Raw genomic sequence first — 21,224 nt, 5'->3', positions numbered from 1 at the left:
TAGCAAAAGCGATGTTCCCATAGGTGAATCGCGTTGATGGCTGCGGCATCCTCATTGCGCAGACTAACCATGGAAAATATTGATGTTGTCGTATTAAGGCGGGTCCTTGAATGGCGGACTTCAGGTCATCGATGCATGATTGCAACCGTCACCCGGACTTGGGGGTCATCACCGCGCCCCGTTGGATCGATCATGGGGCTCGCGGAACACGGTGAGATCGTAGGCTCGGTTTCAGGTGGCTGCATCGAGGATGACCTCATTCAGAGGTATTCGGCCGTTGGCGGTGGGACACTGCCGCGCTCTGGAACCGAACAAGTGGTGTATGGCGTTACTGCAGACGAGGCATACAGGTTCGGGCTGCCCTGCGGTGGAACGCTCGAACTCACGCTCGAGTTTGATCCGCCGCCAGAAGAACTCTCAACGTTGGTCAGCCTCCTCGATGCGGGATTTTTGGTCGAACGGGTCGTCTATTTGCCGGACGGTAAGAGCCGCCTTGTCTTGCCACCACGGTCGGCCGGCTTCCGGATGGGTGCCTCAACGTTGCATAACGTCTTCGGTCCGAGCTATCGCATGCTTCTGATCGGTGCGACGCAGATGACAGACTATGTTGCGGCGATCGCGATCACCTGCGGATTTTCGGTGGTCGTCTGTGATCCGCGGACGGAATACCAGGTCACTGCTCTAGAACGAATTGGAGTCCAGGTTACAAGGGAGATGCCCGATGAGGCGGTAGTTGCTCTCAAGCCGGACCGTAGGACATGTGTTATCGCACTTACGCACGATCCGAAGCTCGATGACATGGCACTTCTCGAGGCTTTGCACAGTCCAGCGTTCTATGTAGGGGCGATAGGGTCACGTGGTAACGCCAAGGCCCGTGAAATGAGGCTTAGGGAGCATTTCGATTTCACAGAGGAATCCATAGCTGGACTCCATAGCCCAGTTGGTATCTACATCGGTAGCAAAACGCCTGCCGAAATTGCCGTCAGCCTGATGGCTGAAGTGCTTGCTGCGAAGAACGGCGTGGTGGTGCATCCCGAACAGATGGTTGGGAACGCGAAGCGTGCGGAAAGCGAGGACGCGGATAAAGAGGGTGTAGGCGACTTTTGTCGGAAAACATAGCCTGAATATTCTTTCCACATTCGATCAAAGGCACAAAAGCGAGCCAGAAGCCACGTCGCTTAAAGCATCAGGCTGTAATGGGAGCCTGCAAGGCAAAAATAGATTTTCGACGGTTTCGAAAGCGACGACCGTTGAATTCCCGTACTAAAATCGAAATATGAGAGATGGGGCTGGCCCCGGAATTCTCCAGGAACACGACAATGAACTGGTTGCGGTTTGGCCTATCCTTGTTATCGATAGGACTCTTGAGTTGGTGGCTGGCAGCAAAGCTCTCGAATGTGCGCCTCTCTAGGCACGTTATGCAAGAACTGGCGGCGCTCGGAGAGGCTAACTTTCGTCAGCCTGACGGAGCGACGAGGGAGATCGCGCACGACAGCATCCACCGTGCGTTTAACGACGTACGAAAGAAGATGTCGGCCATGATTGCGCAGGTCAAGAGCGAAAGCATCGTTATTTCGCTAGAAGGTGATTCCTTGTTCAGCAGGGCGGAGAAATTGTCGGCCCGAACGGAGCAGCAGGCAGTGGCGCTGGAGGAAACGTCGTCTACGGTTGAGCGACTCAGTGAATCCGTACAACGCAGTGCTTTCGATTTGCAGGACATCGCTTTCGCATCGAGCCGCATCGAAGCGTCTGCAGCGCACGGAAGAACGATGATGGCAGAATCGAGCGCCCGTCTGAGCGCGATCAAAGAAGCGTCACGACAAGTCGGCGCCTTGGTAACGGTGATCGATTCCATCACCAGTCAAACCAGTCTTCTTGCGTCAAACGCCGCTGTAGAAGCCGCACGCGCCGGAAACGCAGGCCGGGGCTTTAACGTGATCGCCACTGAAATCCGGTCACTTGCCGCCCGATGCGCTGAATCCGCGAAGGAGGTTCGTGCTGCTATCGTAAGGGCGGATCAAGAAGTGTCAAAGGGAGTTGCGAGCTCTTTGGACGCAGCGCAAGAAATAGACGACATCCTTTCGAGTGTTCAGAGGCTCACGGCGAGGACCACTGCAATTTCCGAGCACTCACTAGAGCAGGAGCGCGCGTTACGCGATCTATCGAAAGCGGTTCATCAAATTGATGCGACGACACAGCAGAACGCTCAGCTGGCGGAGGACATGGCCCGAGCTTCGAGGCTGTTAAAGCAGAAAGCTTCGACGCTCACCGGTTCAACCGCGCACGCGCGGCTTCAGCAGGGTACGGCGGACGAAGCCTATGCACTTGTGGCCGCAGCAGTAAAACATTGGCACTCCGCTGGGAGAATGAAAGCGCTTCACGATTTCAATGACCCTGACGGTGAATTTGTAGATCGCGACCTCTACGTTATTGTGAGTGATCTCGACGGCAAATATCTAAGCTTCGCCCCTCGTCATGATCTGATTGGCAAGAACATGAAAGTCATGCCGGGATTCGACGCAACTAGGTACCTCAGGGAAGCTCGATCTGTGGCGGGCGCGGGTGGAGGATGGGTAGAGTTTCAAATCGAGCATCCTGAGAGCGGCATGAAGAGCGACAAGGTTTCGTATGTCACTTTTCTCGAAGGGGAGCATCTCCTCGCTAGCTGTGGATTTTTTAGGCTGAACGGCTTTGGAAGTTCGTCCGGTTGTTGATTTGCAGTCGTAATCCGCGGTGTGGTGGACGAAATCCTGGACTCCCCGGAGGTAGTCTGTGTACTCGTACGAAGACCGCATTTGTGTGGTTTTGACCGGCTCCCCGCGCTTAGTCCGGTGACGGTGTAGAGTCCGTTCAGGAGAGGAACGGCAATGAAGAAGCGATTCACCGAAGAGCAAATCATCGGCATCTTGAAGGAAGCCGAGGCTGGCCTGAAGCCGGCGGAGCTGTGCCGCAAGTACGGAATCTCGGAAGCGACCTACTACAACTAAAAAGCGAAGTTCGGCGGGATGACGGTCTCCGAAGCGCAGCGCCTGAAGGAACTGGAGCAGGAGAAGAACAGGCTCAAGCGCCTGTTGGCCGAATCGACGCTCGACAATGCCGCGTTGAAGGACCTGCTGGCTCGAAAGTAGCAAGCCCGCAGGCCAGGCGCGAAGCGGTCCGAATCTTGATGACCGAACGTGCCATGGGTGTTACCCGGGCCTGCGGGCTGGTAGGGATTTCGCGCTGGCTGTTCCGCTACGAATCACGGCGCCGGGTTGACGACGAAGCGCTGACTGACCGGATGTTGGCCATCGCGGCGCAGAAGCGCCGATACGGCTACTTCATGTGCTGTTGCAGCGGGATGGCTGCTTCGCCGATCACAAGCGTGCTTGGCCATCGAGGTCGATACTTCATTGCCGGGCACTACGAGTGCAGCAAGTGCTCGAGCGGCTCAAGGAGATGCGAGGCTTACCCGCATCCATCACAGTCGACAACGGGCCGGAGTTCCCTGGTAAGGTGCTGGATGCATGGGCCTACGAAGCCGGTATCGCGCCGTCGTTCATTCGGCCTGGCAAGCCGGTGGAAAATGCCTATATCGAGAGCTTCAACGGGCGGTTCCGCGATGAATGTCTGAACGAGCACTGGTTCGTCTCAGTGCACCACGCCAAGCGGCTGATTGAGGAATGGCGTATCGAGTACAACACCGAGCGACCTCATAGTTCACTCGGCTATCTGACGCCTGCGCAGTTCGCACGGGCGCACGACGCAAAGCAGCAGTTTTTAACCTCGGACTCTAACTGCAGTTCGGACTAAAACCTGGGGCAAGCCACCAGCGATCAAATGGGCAGTATGACTGCTCGGACGCTCGACTTAAAAATCTTTTAAAACGGTAGGGACGAGTAAGTCCACCGCTTGGCCACGGCCAGCGGCTCTCCATATGAACCAACGGGCGAGAGTTTTACAAACATGGAAGACTTAAGTGCGGTATCGGTATTCGTTTCAGTGGTGGACGCTGGCTCCTTTGCTGCTGCGGCCGAGAGACTTGGAGTCGTACGGTCAGTTGTTAGCCGCCGCATCGCCACTCTCGAAGACCGGTTGGGTACCCGGTTGTTGCAGCGAACTACCCGCCGCCTTTCCCTTACTGCGACAGGTAAACGATTCTACGAGCGGGTGAAGGAAGGGCTTGACACCATAAACGAAGCTGAACGCGAAGTGAGTGCGTTACGTACCGAACCCGTCGGGAAGCTCGTTGTCAGCCTGCCGATGAGCTTTGGACTGACTCACATTGTTCCCGCACTCCCCAGCTTTCATGCCAACTATCCTCAGATTACTCTCGAGCTCCGGTTCGACGACACTAAGGCAGAGCTTGTCCGCGACAACGTCGACGTCGCCTTGCGGATCGCGGATCTGGTGGACTCGTCAATGGTCGCTCGTCGGATCGCAAAGATCAGGCATGTTCTTGTCGCATCGCCTGCATATCTGGGCAGACATGGTGAACTTCTGGATCCCGGAGAACTGAGTACGCGCGAGTGTCTGATTTACGGCCTGAGGTCCACGCCCCGTCGCTGGAGCTTCCAACAGGGTGATGTGCTACGAACCGTGCATGTTAACGGACACCTCGAGGCTAACAACAGTCTTGCCCTCAGACAAATGGCCCGAGCAGGCATGGGGCTTGCGCTGATACCTCTGTTTCTTGTGTCCGATGATATTCAACAAGGGACGCTTGCGAGCGTGCTACCGGACTGGGAAACACATCAGCTCGACTTGTGCGCGGTCTTTCCCACCAGGCGCTTCGTCGCGCCTGCAATTCGTGCGTTCATACAGTTCGTCGAGGCGACAGTTGGAACTGGATCTTATCGATAACACAGAATCGCAGTCGCCTGCCTTGTCTTTTCGCCGGAAAAGAACCGACGGTGGCGCGGCGGCCCGTGCTACCAATGGTCACCACTTCGACGCACCAAGCAGGCATAATACCTGGAGCGGCCCCACGTATCTGAGGACACGAGGACTCTCTTAAAATAAGGGATAGTCTTGTGCCTATCAGTAAGCCTAGTCATTACGTGGAAAGCATCGAAATTCTGACCGAGCCGGAGCGCCGTCGTCGGCGCTCGGCGCAAGAAAAAATCGCCATCGTGCAGGAAACATTGGAGCCGGGAGCGTCGGTGTCGGCCGTTGCACGTCGGCACGGCGTCAATGCTAACCAGGTGTTCGGCTGGCGCAAGCAATACCAGGAAGGCAGTCTGGCGGCGGTGAAGGCAGGTGAAACCGTTGTGCCGGCATCTGAGCTGGCCGCCGCCATCAAGGAAATCAAGGAGCTGCAACGGCTACTCGGGAAGAAGACGCTGGAGGTCGAAATCCTGAAAGAAGCCGTGGAATGGGGCCGTTCAAAAAACCTGATTGCGCGCTCGCCCTTGCTGCCGGGGGACGACCGATGAAGACGGTCTGCGAAGTTCTCGGCGTGGCGCGCTCTGCCGTGGCAGTGAAGCGAGCTCGCTCGTCCGACTGCCGCGATGGTCGCCGTGCCCGCGTGACCAATGATGCCGGGCTGGTCGAGGAGATTCAGGCCCATGTGACGCACCTTCCTACCTACGGCTACCGGCGTGTCTGGGCGCTGCTGCGCCGCAGTCGGGAGCAGAGCGGTGCGCCGTGCATCAACGTCAAGCGCGTGTATCGGGTCATGCGGGAGCATCAGTTGCTGCTGCGCCGCCCCGGCGTGCGGCAAGACAAGCGGCGGCATGACGGTCGCGTTGCCGTGGACCGCAGCAACACCCGCTGGTGCTCCGATGGCTTCGAGTTCCGGTGCGACGATGGTACGCCGCTGCGCGTGACGTTTGCGTTGGACTGCTGCGACCGCGAGGCGATTAGCTGGGCAGCGACGACCGGCGGGCATAGCGGTGATGTGGTGCGCGACGTGATGTTGGCCGCCGTCGAACAGCGCTTCGGCACCACGCAGGCCGCGCAGTCCATCGAATGGCTGACGGACAACGGCTCGGCCTACATCGACCACCGCACGCGCAGCTTCGCTCGCGAACTGGGTCTTGAGCCGCTGACCACGCCGGTCCGTTCGCCGCAGAGCAATGGCATGGCCGAATCGTTCGTGAAGACCATGAAGCACGATTACGTCGCCTATATGGACAAGTCTGACGCACCAACCGCGCTCTCGCGTCTGGCTATCGCGTTTGAACACTACAATGAGCGCCACCCGCACAAAGCCCTGAAATACCGCTCGCCTCGCGAGTTCAGGCGTAATGCGGTGTCATCAACCTAACGGTGTCCCCTTGCCTTATCGGAATGGAAGCATGCGGCGGAGCGCATCACTGGGCATGCAAGCTGGTGCAGATGGGGCATCAGGTCAAGCTGATGCCAGGAGAATTCGTGAAGGCATTCAACATCCGCAACAAGAACGACGCGGCGGATGCCCGAGCGATCTGGCTTGCTGTGCAGCAGCCCGGCAAGGCAGTTGCGGTAAAGACCGAAATGCAGCAAGCAATGCTGGCGCTGCATCGGGCACGGGAGCAACTGGTGGCCTGGTTCAATCATCATCGATTGATGGAACCCCTCGGCTATATCCCGCCCGCCGAAGCTGAGGCAAACTACTATCGGCAACTTGAAACAGCTGTCGCTGACCCCGTATTAACTTAAACCAACCAGCCTCCACGATCCCCGGGGCGGTTCACGCTTACATCATGGCACTGATTACTGGGGAGCGCTCACGCAGCGCCACGCATCCAGCATTGCCTTTGATTTCAACAATGCACCGCCATCAGTCGAATTGACAGAGACGGCTCCGCAAGTAGAGCCATCCCCATTCAGGTCACACGTGACGGTTAAAACTTGTGGCGCATGCCAAGGCGGACACCGACCTGATTAGATGTCGCCGATGGACCGAAGCCTGCAATCGACGCCACTGCTGCCTGTCCGAGTGAATCGGTACCGATGGCATGCTGGTAGACGGTCAATAGATAGAGATCCGTCCGCTTGGAAAGGTTGTAGTCTGCCCCTATGTTGAATTGGAGGTATTTTGCGCCATCATCTCCCTTGACTGAACTACGACGCGTGTAGTCAAATGATCCTCCGAGGAGTAGAGCGGGGGTCATTCGGTAACGGGCGTTAATATCGATACTTGTGAAGATGGCTTCGCCATGATATCCGAGTGGGTTCGGACCCGAAGAGGAACCTAGATTTTCGAAGCGTATATTGGTTGCGACCAGACCAATCGTGGCGCCCCCAAAAGTGTACGAAGTACCCAAACCGCCGATCTGAAGACTTTTTGCAGATGCATAACCCACAAAAACCGGGTTCGCCTGAGCGCTCGTCGCACTGCCAACGGATCCGAGGTTGTTGGCCGAGCTCATTCCTTTATTTGGCGTATTACCATAAAAGGAGACGTTTGGGTCACGGGCATTGAGATATCCTGCGGCGATTGCAAAACCACCCGCGGTATAACTTCCACCCAGAGACCAGATCTGGTTTTGAGAAATCTGTCCGGGCACACCACCAAAGCTATACAAAGCACCGGCCGAAAAGCCGCGGTAGTTCGCAATTGTGAATTTGACGGAGTTATTAATCCGGTTGGTGTTCGTCAGGTTGTCGAGATCGTCCGGATGTGACCCCATGTAGCCAGCCCAACTGCCCGATGCAGCAAATTGCTGAACATAGTCGACTAGCGGGTCGTATTGCCGGCCGACCGTCACTGTGCCAAACTGGCTTCCCAAGCCGACATACGCCTGTCGACCGAACTCTGCGCCGCCTTGAGCCAAGGTGCCGTTGTTTGCGAAGAAGCCGTTTTCAAGCACGAAGATTGCCTTGAGCCCACTACCGAGATCTTCAGTGCCTCTTAAGCCCCAGCGGCTTCCGCTCAGGCCGGTTGCAGTTGCGTCAGTAACAGCGTACTGGGAAGCTCCTTTCAAGACTCCTCCAACCCGACCGGTCTGGACGTTGTTGGCATAGGTAACGCCAATATCGACGACACCATAAAGTGCAACGGTGCTTTGAGCTTTGGCTTGCCCATAAACAGCACACAACGCTGGCAAAATGCATAGTCCTAGCTTATTTAACGCCTTCACGGTAAAATCTCCAATAATCAAAGGTGGGTTTTAATTTTTTTGCATATTTTTATTCTGTTGTACTATTTATATTTACATTATATACTCCTTATTTATGGAGTATTTGGCATGATTGCCTTGTGAGAGTTGGTATAAACCGTCGATCGCTTGAATCGATTATCTAAACAATTTTCCGACGCGTCGCGTAGGATTCTTAAATCAACGCTGTGTCTCTGCGTGACTCGTCGGTGTTTCGAGGTGCGATCAGGTTGCCATTCAATACTTCGGCTTTTTCCAGGCGACGGAGATGACTAGGGCCAGCAAGCAAAGAGCGAGGATGTAGATGATGGGTGCGTTGACTAGTCCTTTGCCACCGACAAGCGCCGCCATCAGCACAGGAGCGGTACCACCAAAAATCGCATATGCCGTATTAAATGAAAGTGAGAACCCTGTAAAGCGAACGGAAGCAGGAAAACTTGTGACGAGGAGATACGGCACGACAGTGATCATCCCAATGAAGAATCCCGTTACTATGTACCAGTTTAGCGCTGAAGGATGTCCGTTGATGAGATTGAGAAAAAAGATGACAAGGGTTACAGCTGTCCCGATCGCACCCAACGCGAATGTTTTCGCCCACCCGAGGCGGTCAACAAGCGCCCCCGTCACTACGCAGCCCGCAATCAGCAGCACGATAGACCACGAGTTTGCCGCAAACACCGTTTTTCCCGGAACCTTCCATTGAGTCTGCAGGTAGGTGGGCAAATAAAGAAAGAACACCACGAAAACGCCGGAGAACACCCATGTTCCGAGCATCCCCGTTAGGGCCGTCGCCCGATGCTGTTTGAGCACCGTCGTAATCGGAAGCTGAGCCGCTTGCGACTGGTGGGCATGTAACGCAGTGAAAACCGGGGATTCCTGCAGATATCGACGAAGGTGGACGGCAATAAATCCGGCGAATCCGCCTGCAATGAATGGGATACGCCATCCCCACGAGGCCAGCTCTGATGACGTAAGAGCGGTGTTTAGTGATGTCGCGCTCAGCGCGCCAAGCAGAATCCCCGAACAGATTCCGGCCATGATGAAGCCACACGAAATGCCGATTCGGTCTTGCTTCACATGCTCGGAACAGAAGATGAACGCACCAGGTACCTCGCCGCCAACCGATAGTCCCTGGAGAACGCGGCACACCAGGAGGAGCAGGGGTGACGCGATGCCAAGTTGGTAGTAGCTGGGAAGAAGACCCATAACAAAGGTAGGCAACACCATGAGAAACAGACTCAGCGCGAAAATGCGCTTGCGGCCTAGCTTGTCCCCAAAATGAGCGAAGACCAGTCCGCCGACGGGTCGAATAAGGTACCCCGCAGCAAAAATGCTGAATACAGAGAGTTGGGCCAACCACGACGGTATGTTGGGCGGGAAGAACACGCTGGCGAGGATCTTGGTAAAGAACACCGCGACGATGAAGTCGAAGTACTCGAGGGCGCCGCCGACAGCTGTCAAAGCCAGTGTCTTTTGCTCCTTGCGTGAGAGTAGTCCCCTTCTCACAGCCCTGTTGTTCAAGCTTTGCGCTCCATTTTCCATGATGTACCTTGATTTCTAGAGTTGAAAAACAGACCGGCGCGCGTTCACTGTGCAGTTACCCCTACACTAAGGAAACCTCGAGACGGCTGCTCGGCATTCACTCACTATACTGAGTAATTTAATCAGCATAGTGACTAAAATAAAATGTGGTGACACTGAGGGATTTCCCCAAGGATCGTTGTGATGGCGCCAGATCATGGACACGCTCAAGCGCGTGGAGGCAGGACGGCGGTACCGGACCTATGTCGAGAGTTGGGCATCAGCACGGCAACGTTCTACAAATGGCAGTCGAAGTACGGCGGCATGAACGTTTCGCTGATCGCGCGAACGAGGTGGAGGCCGAGACCGTGCGGCTGCGCAAGATGTACGTCGAGGAGAAGATCAAGGCCGAGACGGGCAAGTCGGTGGAAAACGCGCACATCGAAAGCTTCAACGGCCGACTGCGCGAAGAACGTTTGAACCAGCATGCGTTCGTCAGTCTCGACGATGCGCGCATGTGACCCTAGCCCACAAAACTGTCCCATTTGGAAGTGGAAAATGCCGGCATGACGTTGTCATCGAGACCAGGAGGTCATGCCGTGAAGAAGAGCAAGTTCACCGAGGAACAGATCGCCTACGCGTTGAAGCAGGCCGAGCTGGGCACGCCGGTCGCGGAGGTGTGCCGCAAGATGGGGATCAGCGACGCGACGTTTTACAACTGGCGGACGAAGTACGGCGGGCTGTCGCCTTCGGAGCTGCGCCGGCTGAAGCAGCTTGAGGAAGAGAATGCGAAGCTCAAGCGGCTCGTGGCCGATCTGTCGCTGGACAAGGCCATGCTGCAGGACGTGCTGTCAAAAAAGCTCTGAAGCCTTCCCGGCGCCGTGATCTGGTCACGGACTTGATGCAGCGTTTCGGCGCAAGCCAGCGGCAGACCTGCGCGTTGTTGCAACTGTCCCGCACGGTCTACCGTTACGAGTCGGTCGCGCGGGATCAAAGCGCGCTGGAGATGCGCATCAAGGAGATCACGGAAGTACGGGTGCATTACGGTGCACCTCGCGTGTACGTGATGCTTCGCCGGGAAGGCTGGCGAGACAACCACATGCTGTAATTGCGTCTCCGGCTAACGACGGAGGCTGCCATGGAAACGTATGTGGGTCTCGATGTATCGCAGAAGTCAACGGCGGTTTGCGTAATCGATGGGGACGGTAATCCCGTCTGGCGCGGAATAGTAGCATCGGATCCGCAGGCTATTGATAGCATCATCCGACAGCAAGCCCCCGAGGTCCGGCGCGTCGGAATGGAAACTGGCCCTCTCGCAGTATGGTTCTATCACGCACTGCGAAATCGAGGTGTTCCTGTTGATTGCATTCATGCCCGCCACGTGCACGCAGCGCTCGCGACGCAACTGAACAAGACTGACAGCAATGACGCGCGCGGCATCGCTCAACTCACGCGCAGTGGCTGGTATCGTGCCGTCGAAGTCAAAAGTATCGCGAGCCACGAAGTCCGGCTGCTTCTTGGAGCGCGCAGTCAATTGGTCAGTATGCGTACCGGCCTGTACAACCAGATCCGCGGGGTGCTCAAAACCTTTGGTGTTGTGCTGCCTCCTGGTACGCGCAGCGCATTCGAGAAACTCGTCGAGCAACATACGCCATCGACATCGCTAATCCGTGGCGTAGTTGACATCCTGCTCGATAGTTGGAGGCATATAGACAGGCAAGTCCGTGAGACCGATAAGGCGCTTGAACGGATTGCGCGCGCCAGCGATGTGTGTCGTCGTCTGATGACGGTCCCCGGTGTCGGCGTGAAGACAGCAGTGGCATTCGCTGCTGCAGTCGACAATCCGGATCGATTTCGCCGTGTCGGCGATATTGGTCCGTATCTTGGTCTAACGCCAAGGAAGTACCAATCAGGGGACGTCGACCATAACGGTGGAATATCCAAGACCGGCTGCCGGCTGACCAGACACATGCTGTTCGAGGCGGCGTCGGCTTTGCTCCTGCGTCATAAGCGCGACTGCGCAATCCGACGTTGGGCGCAGGCACTGATTCCCCGGATTGGCCTGCGCAAAGCACTGGTTGCAACCGCTCGCAAACTCTCGACGCTGCTGCTCTCAATGTGGAGAAGCGGCAAGGAGTTCATCCCGGGATAGCCACACGCTCGCCGTCGCAAGTCGCTTTACCTGCAACAACTGCGGTACCGGTTCATCCAGGCTGATTACGTCGCCTCAACGATTCCTTGACGCGCTTTGCGGGAAAACCGCGGCAATCACATCGGAACGTTGTAGCGACTCTCTGACGGCATGTTGTGGCGTGAACACGACCACGAAGACGACAAGGAAACGGCTGGTCTGAACCCTTTCCAGGAGGATGATCTATTGACAGCAATTAGACGATAAACGCGTCGAGCGCGTGTATCGGGAACTGGGGCTTTCATTGCGCCACAAACGACCTCGACGGAACAAGTCGGCTCGGCGCCGACAGCCAAAGCAGTCAGTGAGCGCGATCAACGAAATCTGGAGTATGGACTTCTCTATGGTCCACCCGCAAACCGCAAGCGCAGACTGGTGGCGATAGACGACTCGCGTTTATCTATCCGGCCTATAGCGATCCGATCGAAGCCGGATCTGGCCTGCATGATGTAGTCGCACGCTTCCGTCCCAATTAGTGGCGCGGCATGATGTCTGCCGGAAGTCCATACGGGTTTGGGGAAGCGACGGATGGTCGTTTGCGCCATGCTGATTGGCTGCGCGAGCTGCGGAAAGTAACGGTGGTCAGGGGTAGAGCTATCGGTCTGCTGCGATTCCGGTGCGGTAGTTCAGGTTAAACTCCGCGCCGCTTCGCATGACAGCCCATGCAATGCGTACGAGTTTGTTTGCCAGTGCGCAGACTGCAATGTGCGCATGCCGGCGTTCGGCAAGTTGGATTTGCCAGGCTGGATCGGATCGTTGGGATGCTTGTCTTTCCATACCCATAGCGCACGGGCGCCCTGCACGAACAGGCGACGCAGATAACTGTTTCCCCTCTTTGTAATACCTAGCAAACGTGGCTTGCCGCCGGTTGTATGCTGTTGTGGCACCAGCCCCACCCAGGCGGCGAGATCACGTGCCCGCCGGAACGTTGATGCATTGCCGGCTGCGGAGACGATGGCGGTCGACAGCAAGACACCGACGCCGGGAATCGTTTGAAGGCGTCGGCAAAGGTCACTCTCACGTGAGAGACATTTGAGCCGGTCGTTCATCTGTTCAATGGTTGTTTCCGTGTGATTCCACATGTCGAGCAACATGTGTCCAAGATCGCGCATCATGGGAGTTAAGCCGGCGTCTTCCTTCTCGAGCAGAGCGGGCAACACGGTGCGAAGCGCATAGAACCCCTGTGCAATCTCGATGCCGCGATCCAGCAGCAGTCCGCGAATCTGGTTGGTCAATGCCAGGCGTTGCTGGAGCATGCGTTCGCGGGCGCGATGCAGCGCTTGGACATCCATCTGCTCCTCTGACTTGAGCGGCACAAACCGCATCGTCGGAAGTCGGAGAGCTTCGGCAATAGCCTGAGCGTCGTTAAAGTCGTTCTTCTGCGATTTGACGAACGGCTTGACGTACTGTGCTGGCAGAAGTTTGACGTCATGTCCGAAGCCCTGAAATTTGCGGGCCAGATACTGCGAGCCACAGCATGTTTCGATGCCGACAAGGCACGGTGGATGTTGTGCCATAAGCTGCAGGAGTTGATTACGCCCCAACTTCTCGCGCAGCACGACTTTGCCAGCAGCGTCGCAGCCGACGACGTGGAACCAGCGCTTGCCGAGATCGATTCCTAACGTGACCGAGTTCATGGCAGCCTCCATGGGTGGTAGCGCCACTACGATAGAAGAAGCGGGTGGACCATACCATTAGTCGCTGATGCGCTGTTTGATGGTCGGCGCTTGCGCACGCTCACGATCGTGGACAACTACACGCGAGAATGCCTGGCGATTGAAGTCGACGGCTCGTTGCGTGGCGAGCACGTTGTCGCTGCGCTGACCCGGCTTGCGCAGCATCGTCCGCTTCCCCGCTATATCAAGGCAGACAATGGCAGCGAGTTCATTTCGAAGGCGCTCGACAAATGGGCGTACCAGAACGGTGTGGAGATTGACTTCTCACGTCCTGGCAAGCCGACCGACAACGCGAAGAACGAATCCTTCAACGGACGTTTCCGGGAGGAATGCCTCAACGCGCATTGGTTCTTGTCGCTGGAGGACGCCAGACGCAAAATCGAGGTCTGGCGCGAGTACTATAACGAGGCGCGCCCTCACTCTGCGCTGCAGTGGATGACACCGGCGGAATTCGCCCGCCAGTGCACCGATCGGGCCGATTTGGCTCGCCCCGAAGAGCCGGAATTTTCCAATTAAGACTGGGACGGAAATTGGGCTAGCCTCAGTCAAGGGGCCGATGACGCCGACCGAGGTCCAGGATCTGATGCTGGCGTTCAACAAAGCGGTCATCGAACGGGCGATGGGCGCCGAGATGAATCTGCATCTGGGCTACCCCTCTGGCTAGCCCAAGCCGCCCGGCCAGGCCAATGAGCGCAACGGCGCCAGCGGCAAGACAGTCATCACCGATCGCGGCCCCGGTCCGGGTTGACGTGTCCCGTGACCGCGACGGCAGCTTCGAGCCGATCCTGATCCAGGCGTGGGCCGGCCACTAGAGCTTCGGTCCCAAGGACGGCTTGGACGATCCGCCGGCCGGCGGCGAACGTAATGGCGACACCGACTGGAGAGGCAAACGGTGCAGCAACGACACGCATGAGTCGAGCACGGATCGGACGCCCGGTTGTTCAAGAAGAGCAAAGGCACGCCGTCCGTCCTGTGCTACCACGGTCACATCTTGATGGAGAACAGTTCGAGCTTGGTCGTCGGCGCCGTCGTGAGCCATGCGGACGGCTTCGCCGAACGCGCCAATGCGTGGCGCACGCTCGATTGCGTGCCCCGTCGTCATGCCGAGACGCTCTGCGCCGACAAGGGCTACGACATGCGTGACTTTGCGTGGGGCTGTCGTGAGCGCGAGGTAACGCCATACGTCGCGCGCCATGACACGCATCAAGGCGGCAGCGCGATCGATGGCCGCATCTCGCGACACCCTGGCTGCGGCATCAGCCAGGTGAGACGCAAACGCATCGAAGAGCACATCGGTTGGGGCAATAATGTCGGCAGGATTCGAAAGACCGTGTATCGCGGCGTCAAACTGGTCGGCCAACACTTCAACTTGACGATGCTGGCGAGTAACCTGGCTCGGTTGGCACGAATTTTGACGGTGATATCGCAAGGAACGATGCAACGAGCCGTCTGGGCAGCGCGGTCGTCTCGCGGCAACGCGCTGGCAATCCCGCTCGCCAGCGGGGCAGCCACGACGATCTATCGACAACTCGGCGGCCAATCGCATACAAAATCCATTTAATCAGTGCCCCGGTCATCAAAACGTGGCGCTTTTCAACATTCTGTTTGGTCTTCCATCTATAGCGAACTCCCCACTGGTTGGTCGATAGCAGGGACGCTGTCTGATCGCCTTAAAGAGTCACATATAGTTGGACAAAGCGCATTGGTGCTCTAGCACGAACAGAGAAAACGCGAATCGTTACTGATTTTTGGCGCGCATGAAGGCAGAATCTTACGCGGATACAGCATTATTGGAGCGCGATGATTAAGATTCATGCAGCACATCAACGAGGAACTTTCCGAAATGACTGGCTGGAAGCTTTTTTTTCATTTGAGTTTGGGACATATAGAAACGAATATCGACGCTGCTATTCGGACCTCATTGTACTGAACGAAGATTTTGTTGCGCCCGGCGGGGGATTTGGACCGCATCCTCACGATAATGTCGAGGTGATGTCTTATCCGCTGGAGGGGGCAATCGAGCACCGGGATCACATAGGAAATTGTGCGACGATCTCCTATGGTGACGTGCACTTGATGCGTGCCGGATCAGGGATAGTCCACAGTGAAATGAACGCGTCGCGAGAAATTCCTGAACGGCACGTTCAATGGTGGATCAGACCAGCTCATAGAGACACCACTCCTAGCTACGCTGTACGCCACTTCGCGCTGGAAACGAAGATCGACCGGCTGTGCCTTATAGCTTCGGCGAATGGGAGCGAGGGGTCCCTGGAGATCGACCAAGACATTCGAATCTATGCATCGATTGTCGGCCCGAGAAAAGTCACGTATCGCTTGGATAATGGGCGCCGCGCGTATATTCATGTGGTAAAGGGCTCGCTTGACATCAACGGGGAGCGGCTGTCCACGGGCGACGGCGTGCACGCAGAGCAGTTGAGCCTGCTTAGTCTCATATCGAAAAGCAGTGCAGAAGTCTTGTTATTCGATTTACGTTAAGCGGACCGCGCCAAAAATATTTCCCTCAATCGTTACGATACACTAATGTTTAAGCACAAATTTCTCGGATATCTAGCAAGAATCTCCGTCATGCTGTTCGCGTGCGCAAGTATGCAATCCATGGCGGCACCGCCCGAGACGCCATATCCTAAACCAGTATATGATCAACTGACTCCCGATAACAGCTCACTGCTCCTGATTGACTTTCAGCCGCAATACGTCTTTGCAACCCAGTCCAGCAGTATCGATACACTGCTCAATAATGCGGCGGCTCTAGCCGAGGTGGCACAGACCTTTAAGCTTCCTACCGTGATTACGACAATTACGTCGAAGGCATATGGTGGGCCTTTGTTGCCACAGATTCGTGACGCGGCCCCAGGGGTTCCGGTGATTGACCGTACGCCGATCAACGCGTGGCAAGATGCAAGGGTTAGAGATGCGGTTCATCGAGCCGGCAGAAAGAAATTACTGATAGCCGGACTCTGGACGGACAACTGCGTCATGCTACCGGCCTTGGCTGCCCTTAAAGAGGGCTACGAAGTATATGTGGTCACCGACGCGAGTGGGGATTCGGACCCGATCTCTCATGAACGCGCGATTCAGCGCCTCGTTCAGGCGGGAGCCGTTCCCATTACTTGGTTGCCGGTCTTGCTTGAGCTTCAGGCAGACTGGACACGGGACGCAACACATGGTGCAGTGGCTAAAATACTTGCGCAACATGCTGCAACAATGGGAATTGGCGCATTATATAAGCGCTCAATGCAAACGCCATGACATGTTGCGCGTAGGGGGACACCGTGCACGAGTGCAAACGTAAGCTGGATCAATCGCCAACGGGTGGTTGAACCGCACCGGGAATCGTAGAGGCTGGTTGGTTTAAGTTAATGCGAACACGTCAGCAGCATCTCTGAGTTGCCTGTAGTAGTTTGCCTCAGCTTCAGCAGGCGGCATATAGCCGTGCGGTTCCATCAGCCGATGGTGGTTGTACCAGGCGACCCGGAGATATCCGGAATTCCGTGTGTGAGGCGGGTTAGGATTGAGATTCCAATGTTGAATCGCTCCGGTAAAGCAGCGCAAACTGCGTCGTCGCGCTTTTCCAATCGTGCCGGGAGCCGGTCCACTTGGCGAAGTCCAGCGAGTTTCGGATCAGATGCACGATGCAGGTCTGGACCGTCGTTTCCGGGAACACCGTGCTGATCGCTTCCGGGAAGCCCGTCAAGCCATCGACCACGGCGATCAGGATGTCCTGCACGGCGTGCAGTTTCAAGTCGTTCACCACCCGCAGCCGGAACTTGGCCCCCTCGGTCTGCTCGATCCAAAGGCCCAGCACGTCACGTGTGTCGTCGCGGCCACGCCGAGCGCCTGGTATATCGCCTTATTGCTCACGACGCCTTCGTCGCGGATCTTGACTCGTAAGGCGTCGAAGAACACGACCGGGTACATCGGCTCGAGCGGCCGTTGCTGCCACTCACGCACCAGAGTGGAGCAGCCCCCTGAAACGCCGGACACAGTCACCCACTTACAATAACGGGCAGGCATAAGACTGTGTTTTTGACTAAGAGACGGTTTCAAAAAGACGCGTAGCTACTGTTAACTTTTCTCTTGACCTGTTAACCTGAGCCATCGTGACAACCGGATCAGGGAGATGGGCAAGCCGATCATTGACGACGAGTTGTGGAAACTAATCGAGCCACTTCTACCACCTGCCAAGCCCCGTCGGTTCAAGTACCCGGGTCGCAAGCCCGTGCCGAATCGCGCAGCGCTGACGGGCATTCTGTTTGTGCTGAAGACCGGCATTCGCTGGCGCGATCTTCCTGTTGAAGTCCTTAAAAACTGCTAATCGTGTCCACAGATTACGCTAATGTAAGACACGGCCGCAGCCCCGTGAGATAAGGCATTGCCGCCGTTTCGCGCGTCTTTTCACGCGTTGCGTTTTGGCAACGCGCGCACGCTCGGATGTCCGTTTATTTTGCTAACGCGTTCTACCTGTCCTTTAATTCCGCTAACGCGTCTGACGAGGCTCGATTAGGAGCGGCAATGACGGTTTCCGAGGAAGCAGTTAGCAGAGCGGAAAAAGTAGCAGATGTCCTCAGGCCATTGGGGCGAGGACCGCTTTCGAAGAAGCGCGCGGTTTCGGCTGCCAATCTGCTGGGCGTCCACTGGACTACTGTTTATCGTCTGCGGCGGAAATTTCTGGCAAACCCGGTAGCGAGCGCGGTCATCCCGAAACGACGAGGCCCATCTGAGAGCAGCCATCGATTGGGAGGGGCCGTTGATGCAGTGATTGACGAAGTAGTGCACGTCTGGCTGCCCACTCAACGACATTTGGCGCATCCTGCAACCGATCTCGTGCTGGAGGTTCGACGCAGATGTGAGCTCGCCGGACTGCAACCACCAGGCCGAACCACCATAGGCCGGCGGTGGGCTCAGCATCGCGAGGCGGACGCCCTGCAGCGCGCGGCCCTTCCCAGCGCGCTGGCAGCGCCAGGTTCGCTTGTCGCAAAGTCTCCGCTGGAAATCGTTCAGGTCGACCATACCCAGGCGGACGTGGTTTTGGTTAGCGAATACGACAGACAGGTGATTGGTCGCCCGTGGCTGACTATCGCTCTGGACGTTGCAACCAGGTGCGTGTTGAGTTTTTACGTTGGCATGGAGCGTCCGGGAGCGGCTACCGTTGGTTTGCTGCTGACCAGAGCGGCCCTGCCCAAAAGCCCCTGGCTCGCGAAGATCGAGGCCGACGCAGAGTGGCCGATGCGTGGGATTCCGAACGTTCTCCATCTGGACAACGCTGCCGAGTTCAAGAGCAGGGCGCTTCGCAGTGGATGTCGGGAATACGGTATCCACCTGATGTATCGTCCAGTCGGGCGACCTCATTTTGGCGGCCATATTGAACGCTTGAACCGCACCCTGATGGAGCGTGTCCGGGCCTTACCGGGGGCGACTGGATCGTCTCCCAAAGGACGCAAGGCGCGAGAGTCTGAAAAGACGGCCTCATTGACGCTTCGAGAATTCGAGCAATGGCTCGCGATCGAGATCGCCAGACGCTACCACCACGTTCCGCATTGCGGGCTGCTTGGAGCGACGCCAGCTGACACGTGGCGGATGCTTGCCCTTAGCCTTGATTCGCGGCAGCTTCCCGCGTCCAGCGACGCTGAGCTCAGGTTCTTGATTCGGTTTTTGCCCGTAGTGAAGAGGAAAATCCAGGCTGACGGACTGACGCTCTTCCATGTTCGTTATTGGCATCCGATTTTCGTTGCCTGGCGCCAGACGCGGCGGGCGGTCACCGTTCGGTATCATCCGGAGGACCTCTCGCGGGTTTTTGTGACAGCAGGGAGCGGCAACTACCTCGAAGTCCGTTACGCAGACATGCGGCGGCCGGCAATTTCTCTATTTGAACACCGGGCAGCGTTGCATTCCATTAGGGTGGAAGGACAACAAACTGTTTCTGAGTCGCTGATATTCAGGATAATAGAAGAGCAACGGCATGTAATTTCCAGAGCCAAACAGACAACAGCCCGTGCACGTCGACGGTCACGCAAAAAGATCGTCCCCTTGGAAGAGTTGCGCGACAGGATTGTCCCGTACAGGCATGACGTGAAGGAGCAGGAGGCTGAGGCGGTCGACTACGCGACGCCAGTTCAGGCCTTCGATGTGGAGCAATGGTGAGGTGACACATGAAGGGTGGGGCACTTGCGCATCTGCTACCGGCTGCCAGACAGCAAGCCGAGTTAGGGAACGACGAACGAATCCTCGGACTTCTTCGAGACCGCTGGATCGACTATCCCCGCGCGACGCAAGCCCTGCAGCAACTTGAGCGCCTCTTTGAGACGCCTCGCCGCGAACGTATGCCGTGCCTGCTGTTGCACGGTGATTCAAATATTGGCAAGACGAAAATAACGTAAGCGATCAGGTAAAGACGCCCCTCTATGAATGGAGCGTCTTGGAAAGCCGCTGGCCGTCCCTCGAGAAACCATTTCGCTCGTAGAAGTTGTGAGCAGCCGGTCGGTGGTCACCGCTCGTCACTTCCAACTTTACACATCCCACCTGCCTAAACCAGTGTTCTGCAGCGTCAATCAGCGCGCTACCAACTCCGTTTCCCCGATATCGCTCGTCGACGACCATGCTAGTTATGCGCCCGAGGCTGCCCGCTGCGTGGAAGAGAGGTAGTGCATGGAGGCTAATACTACCGATGACCTTTTCTCGCACGGAGGCCACGATGATTTTGTCCATCGGGCTCGGAAGCATCGCTTCCATCTTCTCGAGGACTAGCGCTGGAGTCGTCAAGTAGCCGAGTTGCTGCAACAAGAATGCGATTGTTGCGTGATCCGATGATCGCGACTCACGAATGAGAAAGTCCGATGACTTCATCACGCACAGTGCTCCAAGGTAAAAGATCTTCGTAGTCGCTGAGGGTTTTTGCCTTCGGTAGCGCTCTAAACAGCGAGACCAGATAGCGATACGGCTCGACACCGTTCGCCTTGCATGTCTCGACGAGGGAGTACAGGTTAGCACTGGCCTGCGCGCCGGCGACCGTATCAGAGAACAGCCAGCCCTTGCGGCCGACGACGAACGGTCGGATCGCATTCTCGCAAGGGTTGTTCGAGATCAGCCAGCTCCCGTTCTCGACGTAGCGGACCAGCTTGGACCACTGTCCGCTCATGTACTGCAATGCCTTGCCGAGCAGACTCGACGGCACGACGCCCGGCAGATGCTCGACCAGCACGTGCTCGATGATGGCGAGCACGCGGGCGCTGTAGCGGGCGCGCAGTCGCTGCCGGCGTTCGGGCGCCCACTTCGCACTACGCGCCTCGGCCGCGAACAGCTTGCCGATCAGCACGACGAAGCGCGTCGCCAGCAGGTCCGGCGAGCGTGCCGCCTTTGGCACTGACTCCTCGGCCTTGATGAAGCCGCGGCGCACGTGGGCCCAGCATCCGAGATGCACGAGTTGATGATCGTGGGCGATGCCGTTGTAGAGTTCATACCCGTCCGTCATCAACACGGTGCCAGGCTGGACGCCGGCGTAGAGTTTCTGCGCGTGCTGGGCGCCGCGCCCCGGCGAGTAAGAGAACATCCGCACAGGCGGCCCCGAGCCGTTGATCTGCGCCCACAGGTAACTCTTCGCCTGCGGCCTTCGTCCCGGTTCCTTCAGCACCTGGAACGTTGTCTCGTCGCCGTAGATCAGGTTCGACTCAAGCAGCGCGTCGCGCATCAGGTTGATTACCGGCTGCGTGGCCAGTCCCACCCGCACCACGCTGGCAGCCAGCGTATTCGACGAGA

14 protein-coding genes and 10 pseudogenes are annotated in these 21,224 nt (G+C 56.9%); 18 read left to right on the top strand and 6 right to left on the bottom strand.

The window, feature by feature from the left end:
• Nucleotides 1-69: 69 nt before the first annotated feature.
• From C5F75_RS26290 to C5F75_RS26265, 6 genes and pseudogenes are all read left to right on the top strand, one after another.
• Complete coding sequence (locus tag C5F75_RS26290; RefSeq protein WP_104012903.1) at nucleotides 70-1,119, top strand: XdhC family protein; 1,050 nt, start codon at nucleotides 70-72, stop codon at nucleotides 1,117-1,119.
• A 245-nt stretch (nucleotides 1,120-1,364) separates the two neighbouring features.
• A complete protein-coding gene (locus tag C5F75_RS26285) occupies nucleotides 1,365-2,714 on the top strand; it encodes a methyl-accepting chemotaxis protein (RefSeq protein ID WP_181035471.1) in 1,350 nt (449 codons plus the stop codon).
• A gap of 153 nt (nucleotides 2,715-2,867) precedes the next feature.
• Nucleotides 2,868-3,792, top strand: a pseudogene (locus tag C5F75_RS26280) (integrase core domain-containing protein).
• A 153-nt stretch (nucleotides 3,793-3,945) separates the two neighbouring features.
• Nucleotides 3,946-4,842: a LysR family transcriptional regulator gene (locus tag C5F75_RS26275; protein WP_104012901.1), complete on the top strand. Its 897-nt coding sequence runs from the start codon at nucleotides 3,946-3,948 to the stop codon at nucleotides 4,840-4,842.
• A gap of 206 nt (nucleotides 4,843-5,048) precedes the next feature.
• Nucleotides 5,049-6,247 (top strand): IS3 family transposase gene (locus C5F75_RS26270; RefSeq protein WP_181035473.1). Its coding sequence is split into 2 segments (ribosomal slippage): nucleotides 5,049-5,364 and nucleotides 5,364-6,247, totalling 1,200 coding nucleotides; the frame shifts between segments, so codons are not numbered across the junction.
• An 8-nt stretch (nucleotides 6,248-6,255) separates the two neighbouring features.
• A pseudogene (locus tag C5F75_RS26265) lies at nucleotides 6,256-6,504 on the top strand (IS110 family transposase); the annotation flags it as partial.
• A gap of 302 nt (nucleotides 6,505-6,806) precedes the next feature.
• Here the strand turns inward: C5F75_RS26265 and C5F75_RS26260 are convergent.
• Complete coding sequence (locus C5F75_RS26260) at nucleotides 6,807-8,045, bottom strand: porin (RefSeq protein WP_407641360.1); 1,239 nt, start codon at nucleotides 8,043-8,045, stop codon at nucleotides 6,807-6,809.
• A 255-nt stretch (nucleotides 8,046-8,300) separates the two neighbouring features.
• Entirely contained in the window at nucleotides 8,301-9,605 is a 1,305-nt protein-coding gene (locus C5F75_RS26255; RefSeq protein ID WP_104012899.1) for an MFS transporter, read from the bottom strand.
• Nucleotides 9,606-9,788: 183 nt separating this feature from the next.
• Between C5F75_RS26255 and C5F75_RS37360 the strand changes: the two are divergent.
• From C5F75_RS37360 to C5F75_RS26235, 5 genes and pseudogenes are all read left to right on the top strand, one after another.
• A pseudogene (locus C5F75_RS37360) lies at nucleotides 9,789-9,997 on the top strand (transposase); the annotation flags it as partial.
• Between the two features lie 12 nt (nucleotides 9,998-10,009).
• The gene (locus tag C5F75_RS37355; RefSeq protein ID WP_407641361.1) at nucleotides 10,010-10,105 is read left to right on the top strand and encodes an integrase core domain-containing protein; all 96 of its coding nucleotides are present in this window, start codon (nucleotides 10,010-10,012) and stop codon (nucleotides 10,103-10,105) included.
• Between the two features lie 78 nt (nucleotides 10,106-10,183).
• Nucleotides 10,184-10,683, top strand: a pseudogene (locus tag C5F75_RS26245) (IS3-like element ISBcen15 family transposase); the annotation flags it as partial.
• A 39-nt stretch (nucleotides 10,684-10,722) separates the two neighbouring features.
• Nucleotides 10,723-11,736, top strand: coding sequence for an IS110 family RNA-guided transposase (locus C5F75_RS26240; protein WP_099315887.1), 1,014 nt, complete (start codon nucleotides 10,723-10,725; stop codon nucleotides 11,734-11,736).
• A 244-nt stretch (nucleotides 11,737-11,980) separates the two neighbouring features.
• Nucleotides 11,981-12,115, top strand: a pseudogene (locus tag C5F75_RS26235) (IS3 family transposase); the annotation flags it as partial.
• A 286-nt stretch (nucleotides 12,116-12,401) separates the two neighbouring features.
• Here the strand turns inward: C5F75_RS26235 and C5F75_RS26230 are convergent.
• Nucleotides 12,402-13,412, bottom strand: coding sequence for an IS110 family RNA-guided transposase (locus C5F75_RS26230; RefSeq protein WP_219817251.1), 1,011 nt, complete (start codon nucleotides 13,410-13,412; stop codon nucleotides 12,402-12,404).
• A gap of 45 nt (nucleotides 13,413-13,457) precedes the next feature.
• Here C5F75_RS26230 and C5F75_RS26225 point away from each other — a divergent pair.
• The 4 genes and pseudogenes from C5F75_RS26225 to C5F75_RS26210 form a co-directional block, all read left to right on the top strand.
• A pseudogene (locus C5F75_RS26225) lies at nucleotides 13,458-13,967 on the top strand (integrase core domain-containing protein); the annotation flags it as partial.
• Nucleotides 13,968-13,995: 28 nt separating this feature from the next.
• A pseudogene (locus C5F75_RS26220) lies at nucleotides 13,996-15,009 on the top strand (transposase); the annotation flags it as partial.
• Between the two features lie 242 nt (nucleotides 15,010-15,251).
• Nucleotides 15,252-15,947 carry a pirin family protein gene (locus C5F75_RS26215; protein ID WP_104012896.1) on the top strand — a complete coding sequence of 232 codons (696 nt, stop codon included), beginning with the start codon at nucleotides 15,252-15,254 and terminating at the stop codon, nucleotides 15,945-15,947.
• Nucleotides 15,948-15,992: 45 nt separating this feature from the next.
• Nucleotides 15,993-16,721 carry a hydrolase gene (locus C5F75_RS26210; RefSeq protein WP_219817250.1) on the top strand — a complete coding sequence of 243 codons (729 nt, stop codon included), beginning with the start codon at nucleotides 15,993-15,995 and terminating at the stop codon, nucleotides 16,719-16,721.
• A 331-nt stretch (nucleotides 16,722-17,052) separates the two neighbouring features.
• On the opposite strand, the pseudogene C5F75_RS26200 reads toward C5F75_RS26210, so the two are convergent.
• Nucleotides 17,053-17,423 (bottom strand): annotated as a pseudogene (locus tag C5F75_RS26200) (transposase); the annotation flags it as partial.
• Between the two features lie 169 nt (nucleotides 17,424-17,592).
• On the opposite strand from C5F75_RS26200, the pseudogene C5F75_RS26195 reads away from it, so the two are divergent.
• From C5F75_RS26195 to C5F75_RS26185, 3 genes and pseudogenes are all read left to right on the top strand, one after another.
• A pseudogene (locus C5F75_RS26195) lies at nucleotides 17,593-17,772 on the top strand (transposase); the annotation flags it as partial.
• Between the two features lie 212 nt (nucleotides 17,773-17,984).
• On the top strand, nucleotides 17,985-19,613 hold the full coding sequence (locus tag C5F75_RS26190; protein WP_104012914.1) for a Mu transposase C-terminal domain-containing protein: 1,629 nt from the start codon (nucleotides 17,985-17,987) through the stop codon (nucleotides 19,611-19,613).
• 8 nt (nucleotides 19,614-19,621) lie between these two features.
• Nucleotides 19,622-19,846 (top strand): annotated as a pseudogene (locus tag C5F75_RS26185) (TniB family NTP-binding protein); the annotation flags it as partial.
• Between the two features lie 25 nt (nucleotides 19,847-19,871).
• Here C5F75_RS26185 and C5F75_RS26180 read toward each other — a convergent pair.
• The gene (locus C5F75_RS26180) at nucleotides 19,872-20,201 is read right to left on the bottom strand and encodes a GNAT family N-acetyltransferase (RefSeq protein ID WP_258048594.1); all 330 of its coding nucleotides are present in this window, start codon (nucleotides 20,199-20,201) and stop codon (nucleotides 19,872-19,874) included.
• Between the two features lie 85 nt (nucleotides 20,202-20,286).
• Nucleotides 20,287-21,224, bottom strand: a 938-nt coding sequence (gene tnpC, locus C5F75_RS26175) for an IS66 family transposase (RefSeq protein WP_146075223.1), incomplete at its 5' end; no start/stop codon positions are given.

Origin of the sequence: Burkholderia anthinoferrum (assembly GCF_002925705.1) — a bacterium.
Taxonomy (GTDB): Bacteria; Pseudomonadota; Gammaproteobacteria; order Burkholderiales; family Burkholderiaceae; genus Burkholderia; species Burkholderia semiarida.
This window is presented reverse-complemented; position numbering and strand designations above follow the sequence as displayed.